We start from the raw sequence: 382 nt of genomic DNA, 5'->3' as shown, positions 1-382 counted from the left end.
CCTTTGATCCATGTTACGCCCCGAAGCCCACCGCTTATTGATCCAAATCAAAGGCCGAGCCCCTTCCTTGGTGGAAAGTGCCCTATGCGAATGGCAAACAGTGGAACCGATACGAGGGAAAGGGCAGGGTTCCCGGAGCCGACCCTTCCGCGCCTTTCCAATCCCCTCCTGCGCTATTTCCTGGCCACGCGCCCGGCGTTCCTGAGCGTGACCCTGTTCGCCTGGGCGGTGGGCCTGGCCGCGGCCTTCGGGAGCGGCTTGAGCCTTTCGCTGGGCCTCGCGGCGGTCACCCTCGTTTTCGCCCTCGTCGCCCACGCCGGGGTGAACGTGCTCAACGACTACTACGACGCCCTCAACGGCACCGACGCCATCAACACCGAAC

1 pseudogene is annotated in these 382 nt (G+C 64.1%); it reads left to right on the top strand.

The annotated features are described in order from the left end of the window. Nucleotides 1-90: 90 nt before the first annotated feature. Nucleotides 91-382, top strand: a pseudogene (locus ACTFO6_RS17930) (hypothetical protein); the annotation flags it as partial.

Source organism: Pelomicrobium sp. G1, assembly GCF_051905455.1.
Taxonomy (GTDB): Bacteria; Pseudomonadota; Gammaproteobacteria; order Burkholderiales; family UBA6910; genus Pelomicrobium.
The sequence above is the reverse complement of the archived record's forward strand: the minus strand, read 5'-3'. Positions and strand labels throughout refer to the sequence as shown.